Annotated in this window: 4 protein-coding genes; all 4 read left to right on the forward strand. The window is 70.6% G+C overall.

The features are described from left to right. The coding region (locus VF092_30435; GenBank protein ID HEX6751650.1) for a DUF5916 domain-containing protein at positions 1-1,788 on the forward strand (1,788 nt) is incomplete at its 5' end. A 390-nt stretch (positions 1,789-2,178) separates the two neighbouring features. Beyond that, entirely contained in the window at positions 2,179-3,234 is a 1,056-nt protein-coding gene (locus tag VF092_30440; GenBank protein ID HEX6751651.1) for a DUF4097 family beta strand repeat-containing protein, read from the forward strand. 367 nt (positions 3,235-3,601) lie between these two features. Next, positions 3,602-5,140, forward strand: coding sequence for an FAD-dependent oxidoreductase (locus tag VF092_30445; protein HEX6751652.1), 1,539 nt, complete (start codon positions 3,602-3,604; stop codon positions 5,138-5,140). After that, complete coding sequence (locus tag VF092_30450) at positions 5,137-5,820, forward strand: HAD family hydrolase (GenBank protein HEX6751653.1); 684 nt, start codon at positions 5,137-5,139, stop codon at positions 5,818-5,820. Before VF092_30445 ends, VF092_30450 begins: the two co-directional genes overlap by 4 nt. Positions 5,821-6,278: the final 458 nt, after the last annotated feature.

Consider the following 6,278-nt stretch of genomic DNA (forward strand, 5'->3'; position numbering starts at 1 on the left):
GACCTCAAGTACGGCCTCACCAGCGACCTGACGCTCGACGCCACCGTGAACCCCGACTTCGGGCAGGTGGAGGCCGATCCCAGCCAGGTCAACCTCAGCCAGTACGAGACCTTCTTCCCCGAGAAGCGCCCCTTCTTCACCGAGGGCGCCGACATCTTCCGCTTCGGCCTCGGGCTGGGCGACGGGAGCGGGGCCAACGAGTCGCTCTTCTATTCGCGCCGCATCGGCCGCAGCCCGCACCTGGGGATGGACGGCGACTTCGTCGATCAGCCCTCGCAGACCACCATCCTGGGCGCCGCCAAGCTCTCCGGCCGCGTGGGCTCCGGCTGGTCGGTGGGGACGCTGGCGGCGCTCACGGCCGAGGAGAGCGGGCGCGCGATCACCGGAGACGTGGCCGACCGCGCGGTGGTGGAGCCGATGACCGGCTTCGGCGTGCTCCGCGCGCGCCGCGACATGAACGGCGGGCGCACGCAGGTGGGCTTCGTGGGCACCGCCGTCCACCGCGCGCTGGGGGGCACGGGAATCGGCGACCTGCCGTCGGACGCCTTCGCCGGCGGCGTCGACTTCCAGCACCGCTGGGGGAACGACGCGTGGATGGCGAACGGGTACCTCCTCGGCTCCAACGTCCGCGGGAGCACGGACGCCATCGTGGCCCTGCAGGAATCTCCCGCGCGCTACTTCCAGCGCCCCGACGCCGGCTACCTGCGCGTGGACTCGTCCGCCACGTCGCTGGGCGGGTGGGCGGGCGCGTACACGCTGGCGCGGGTGAAGGGGCACTGGCAGGGCGGGGTGCTGGGGATCGTGCGCTCGCCCGGCTTCGAGGTGAACGACCTGGGCTACCAGCGCGATGCCGACGAGATCATGAACGCCGGCTACTTCCAGTACCGCCAGTTCACCCCGGTGGGCCCCTTCCGCTCCTTCAACGTGAACCTGAACGCCTGGGACGGCCGCGACTTCGGCGGCGACGTGATCTCGCGCGGCGGCAACGTCAACGGCTCGTGGCGGCTGAAGAGCTACTGGGGATTCTACAGCGGCGTGGAGCGCGGCATGTCGTCGGTCAGCACCGGCGCGCTGCGCGGCGGCCCGTCGATCGCGCGCCCGGGGACCACCAACGGCTGGAGCGGCGTGTGGAGCGACGACCGCAAGAAGCTGAGCGGCTCGCTGGACCTGAACTGGTCGGTCGAGGACGAGACCGGGGGACGGAGCTGGAGCGCCTCGGTCTACACCAACTGGCGGCCGACGCCGGGCACCTCCATCTCCCTCAGCCCCTTCTACACGCGCAACCGGGGGGGATGGCAGTACGTCGGCGCGCCGGCCGACGGCGCGGGCGCGGCGCACTACGTGTTCGCCGACCTGCGGCAGGAGACGGTGGGGATGTCGGCGCGGGTGAACCAGACCTTCTCGCCCACGCTGTCGCTGCAGATGTACGCGCAGCCCTTCATCAGCGCGGGGACGTACGGCGGCTTCCGCCAGGTGGTCGATCCGCGCGCCGACCGCTTCCGCGACCGCTTCGCCCCGCTGGCCACCACGCGCGACGGGGACGGGAACTACACCGCGGGCGACCTGGCCTGGGACAACCCGGACTTCGACTACCGCGCCTTCAACCTGAACGCGGTGGTGCGCTGGGAGTACCGGCTGGGCTCGACGATGTACTTCGCCTGGTCGCACTCGCGCGACGGCGCGGTGGGCGATGGCCGCTTCCGCCTCTGGCACGACCTGGGCGAGCTCTCCCGCTACCGCGCCACCAACGTGTTCCTGGTGAAGGTGAACTGGTGGGTGAGCCTGTAAGTGCCCAGTGCCCAGTGCCCAGTGCCCAGTGCCCAGTGCCCGGTGGTTGGGTTGAAGGGATGTGAAGTTTTGGGGTGGACGATGCGACTGAAGTCGCGGCTACAACTACACGAAGTCCGCCTTCGCGGACTACAGGCATCGGCGCGGCCGACGTGACGGTGCGCGCGACGGGCTTCGTGTCGCCGCCGCGAAGATGGGTGGGACGCGCGGTGATGGTTGGTGCGCGACGAAATGAAGTCCGCGAAGGCGGACTGGGTGTGGTTGCAGCCGCGAGTTTACTCGCATCGTCCACCACCCATCCGCCGAGCCGGATATCAAACCATCTCCCCTTCACCCGCATCCGATAAGCCGATGATCTCTCTCCCAACCCACCTCGTACGGAGGACAGCGATGCGGAACGCAGTGATCGCGACGTGCGCGGCGGCCGCGGCGGTGCTGGCGGTGCCCGCGCACGCGCAGGAGCGCTACACGCTCGACGGCGACCGCGTGGCCGTCTACAACCTCGCCGGCCGCGTGCGCGTGGAGGCCGGCGGCGGCGGCGCCGTGGTCGTCGAGCTCACGCGCGGCGGCGAGGACGCCCGCGAGCTGTCCGTGCGCCGCGGCGAGTCCAACGGCTTCCGCCACCTGGCCGTGTCCTATCCCGGCGACCGCGTGGTGTACTCGCCGATGGGCCGCTGGTCCAACACCACGGTCGAGGTGCGCGACGACGGCACCTTCGGCGGCGACCAGCGGCTGTTCGGGCGCGGGCGCCGCGTCGGCATCCACGGCTCGGGCGGCGGCACGCGCGCCTGGGCCGACGTGCGCGTGCTCGTTCCCGCCGGGCGCACCGTCGCCATCCACCAGGCCGTCGGCCGCGTGGACGTGAGCAACGTGCGCGGCGACCTGCGGGTGATGACGCACGCGGCCGCCATCACCGCCTCCGGCACGCGCGGCCCGCTGAACCTCGACACCGGCTCCGGCGGCATCGAGCTCACCGACGCCGACGGCGAGAACGTCCGGCTCGACACCGGCTCCGGCGGCGTGCGCGTGACCAACGTGCGCTCGTCGGGGCTGCTGGACATCGACACCGGCAGCGGCGGCGTGGAGGGGACCGGGGTGGCGGTGGGGCGGCTGCACGTGGACGTGGGCTCCGGCGGCGTGCGGCTGGACGGCGTCGACGCGCGCAACGTGGACATCGACACCGGCAGCGGCTCGGTGAACCTGCGCCTGCGCAGCGACGCCGAGTACGTAAAGATCGATACCGGCTCGGGCGGCGTGGTGCTGGCGCTCCCCTCGAACTTCGGCGCCGACACCGACAGCGACACCGGCAGCGGCGGCATCCACGTCGACTTCCCCTCCACCGTGCGCCGCTCCACCCGCGACCACTTCACCGGCACCATCGGCGACGGCCAGGGACGGCTGATCATCGACACCGGCAGCGGCGGCGTGCGGGTCGTGCGCAGCTGAGAAAAGGTCCTCACCCGATAGGGCCCTCACCCGAAAAGATGAAGGGTCGAGACGTAACAGCCGTCTCGACCCTTCATCTTTTCGACCTCTCCCAAAACCGACTGGGAGAGGTGGTAACTGCAACCATGTCATGGACGCTCGCCGAAGCTGCGGAGCGCGCTGAGTGGCCGCGAGCGAAGCGAGCCCAGGTCCCTCCCCCAGTCGGTTTTGGGGGAGGGACAGGCGCGCAGCGCCAGGGAGAGGGCCCCGGGCAGGCGTGTGACCCATCGCCCGCGCGCGCTGCGTACGCCCCTTGCAGCACGCCGCCGGCTCGCCGCGCATCCCGGTCGGATGCGCGCTGGTGCGCACGCGTGAACGGGAGGTGGGGATGAAGTCTTCGGAGCGTTCGCAGTCGGTCTGGGAGTCGACCAACCCGCAGCGCGAGTTCCCGCGCCTGGACGGCGACGCCACCGCCGACGTGGTGGTGGTCGGCGCCGGCATCGCGGGGATGAGCGTCGCGTACCATCTCGCCAAGGCTGGGCGGCAGGTCGTCGTTCTCGACGACAACGCCGTGGGGGGCGGCGAGAGCGGGCAGACCACGGCCCACCTCACCAGCGCCATGGACGACTACTTCCAGGTGCTCGAGAAGGTGCACGGGAAGGACGGTGCCCGCATCGCCTACGAGAGCCACCAGGGCGCCGTCGACGCCATCGAGCGCATCTGCCGCGACGAGGCGATCGAGTGCGACTTCTTCCGCGTCGACGGCTACTGGGTGCTGGGCCCGGACCGCGACGTCTCGTTCCTGGAGAAGGAGCGCGACGCCGCCACCCGCGCCGGCGCGCAGGGGCTGGAGATCGTGGACTCTCTTCCCCCGGGCACCTTCTCGAGCGGGCCCGCGCTGCGCTATCCCGACCAGGGCCAGTTCCACGTCCTGAAATACCTCGAGGGGCTGACGACCGCCGTGCAGGCCGCCGGCGGACGCATCCACACAGGCAACCACGTCTCCGGCATCGAGGGCGGCGCGCGGCCGAAGGTGAGCGGCGAGGGGTTCAGCGTCACCGCGGCGGTGGTGGTCGTCTGCACCAATTCGCCCATCAACGACCGCTTCGCCATCCACACCAAGCAGGCGCCGTATCGCACCTTCGTGGTCGCCGGGCGCGTCCCCGCCGGGTCGGTGCCGCGCATCCTGATCTGGGACACGCTGGATCCCTATCACTACATCCGCACGCAGCCCATCGACGGCGACCCCGCGCACGAGTGGCTCATCGTGGGCGGCGAGGACCACAAGACCGGCCACCACGACGACGCGGCCCAGCGCTACGCCCGCATCGAGGCGTGGACGCGCGAGCGCTTCCGGGTGGAGAGCTTCGATCACCACTGGTCCGGCCAGGTGCTGGAGCCGGTCGACTACATGGGCTTCATCGGGCGCGATCCCACGCAGGAGAACGTCTACATCGCCACCGGCGACTCGGGGCAGGGGATGACGCACGGCACGATCGCCGGACTCCTCATCTCCGACCTGGTCCTCGGCCGGCCCAACCCATGGGAGAAGCTGTACGATCCCAGCCGGAAGACGCTGTCGTTCGACTCCGCCAAGCAGTTCCTGGAGGAGAACCTCGACGTGGGGATCAAGCTCACCGAGCTCCTCCCCACCGGCGGCGACGTGTCCACCGGCGCGGAGGTCCGCCCCGGCGAGGGCGCCATCCTCCAGCGCGGCGCCAGGAAGATCGCCGCGTACCGCGACGACGGCGGGCAACTGCACGAGCGGCTGGCCAACTGCACGCACCTGGGGTGCATCGTGCACTGGAACAGCGAGGAGAAGAGCTGGGACTGCCCCTGCCACGGCTCGCGCTTCTCCCCCACGGGCGACGAGGTGCTGAACGGCCCCGCGCTCACCGGCCTGAAGCCGCTGGAGGGCGAGGGATGACCCGCCCGCGCGCGGTGATCCTGGACGTGGACGGCACCCTCATCGACACCAACGACGCGCACGCCCACGCCTGGATGGACGTGTGCCGCGACTTCGGCTACGAGGTGGCCTTCGGCGAGGTGCGGCGGATGATCGGGATGGGCGGCGACCGCGTCCTCCCGCGCCTCACCGGCCTCTCCGAGGAGAGCGACCTCGGGAAGGAGATCAAGGAGCGGCGGGGGAAGGTGTTCCGCGAGCGCTACCTCCCGTCGTGCCGTCCCTTCCCCTGCGCGCGCGAGCTGCTGGAACAGCTGCGGGGAGATGGGATGACGCTGGCGGTCGCCACCTCCGCCAGCAGCGACGACATGGCCGCGCTGCTGAAGGCGGCCGGCGTCGACGACCTGATCGAGGCGAAGACGTCGTCGTCGGACGCGGACGCATCCAAGCCCGCCCCCGACATCGTCGAGGCCGCGCTCGAGAACGCGGACGCGGCACCGGAAGATGCGGTGATGCTGGGAGATACGCCGTACGACGTGGCCGCGTCGAACCGCGCGGGCGTCCGCTGCGTCGCGCTCCGCTGCGGCGGCTGGGACGACGACGCGCTGAAGGACGCCGTGGCCATCTACGACGATCCGGCGGATCTGCTCGCGCACTACGAGGAGTCGCCGTTCGGGGGAGGAGCCGCACGGAAAGCATCGTAGCCGGGCGCCGCCCGCGGTGGGGCCCTCTCCCTGGCGCTTCGCGCCTGTCCCTCCCCCAAAACCGACTGGGGGAGGGACCTGGGCTCGCTTCGCTCGCGGCGGCTCGGTGCACGCCGAGACATCCGACCCCTCCAACTGTCATTCCGAGGGCGACCACACCGTAATCGCGTCCGCACCGAATCCTGTCGCCCGAGGAATCTATAGGCGGGGCAACACCTTATACTAAATCCGGGAATTTGGTTGATGCACCCGAACCGATCCCACGCTGACGTCATCCTGAGGCCCAGACTGTGTAAAAACCTCCTGGAGCGGTTTCTCCGGGCGACATGGAGGCCGGCTCTTCGCACCTGCCTGGGCGGTTGTGGGGACTACCTGCAGTGCCCCCTATAGCTTCGGGGATGCCTCCTTGTTCGCCCGGGGCCGTGCAGCCCGAAAACGGCCCCCCAAAGCCGCTCACG

Source organism: Longimicrobium sp. (assembly GCA_036377595.1).
Taxonomy (GTDB): Bacteria; Gemmatimonadota; Gemmatimonadetes; order Longimicrobiales; family Longimicrobiaceae; genus Longimicrobium.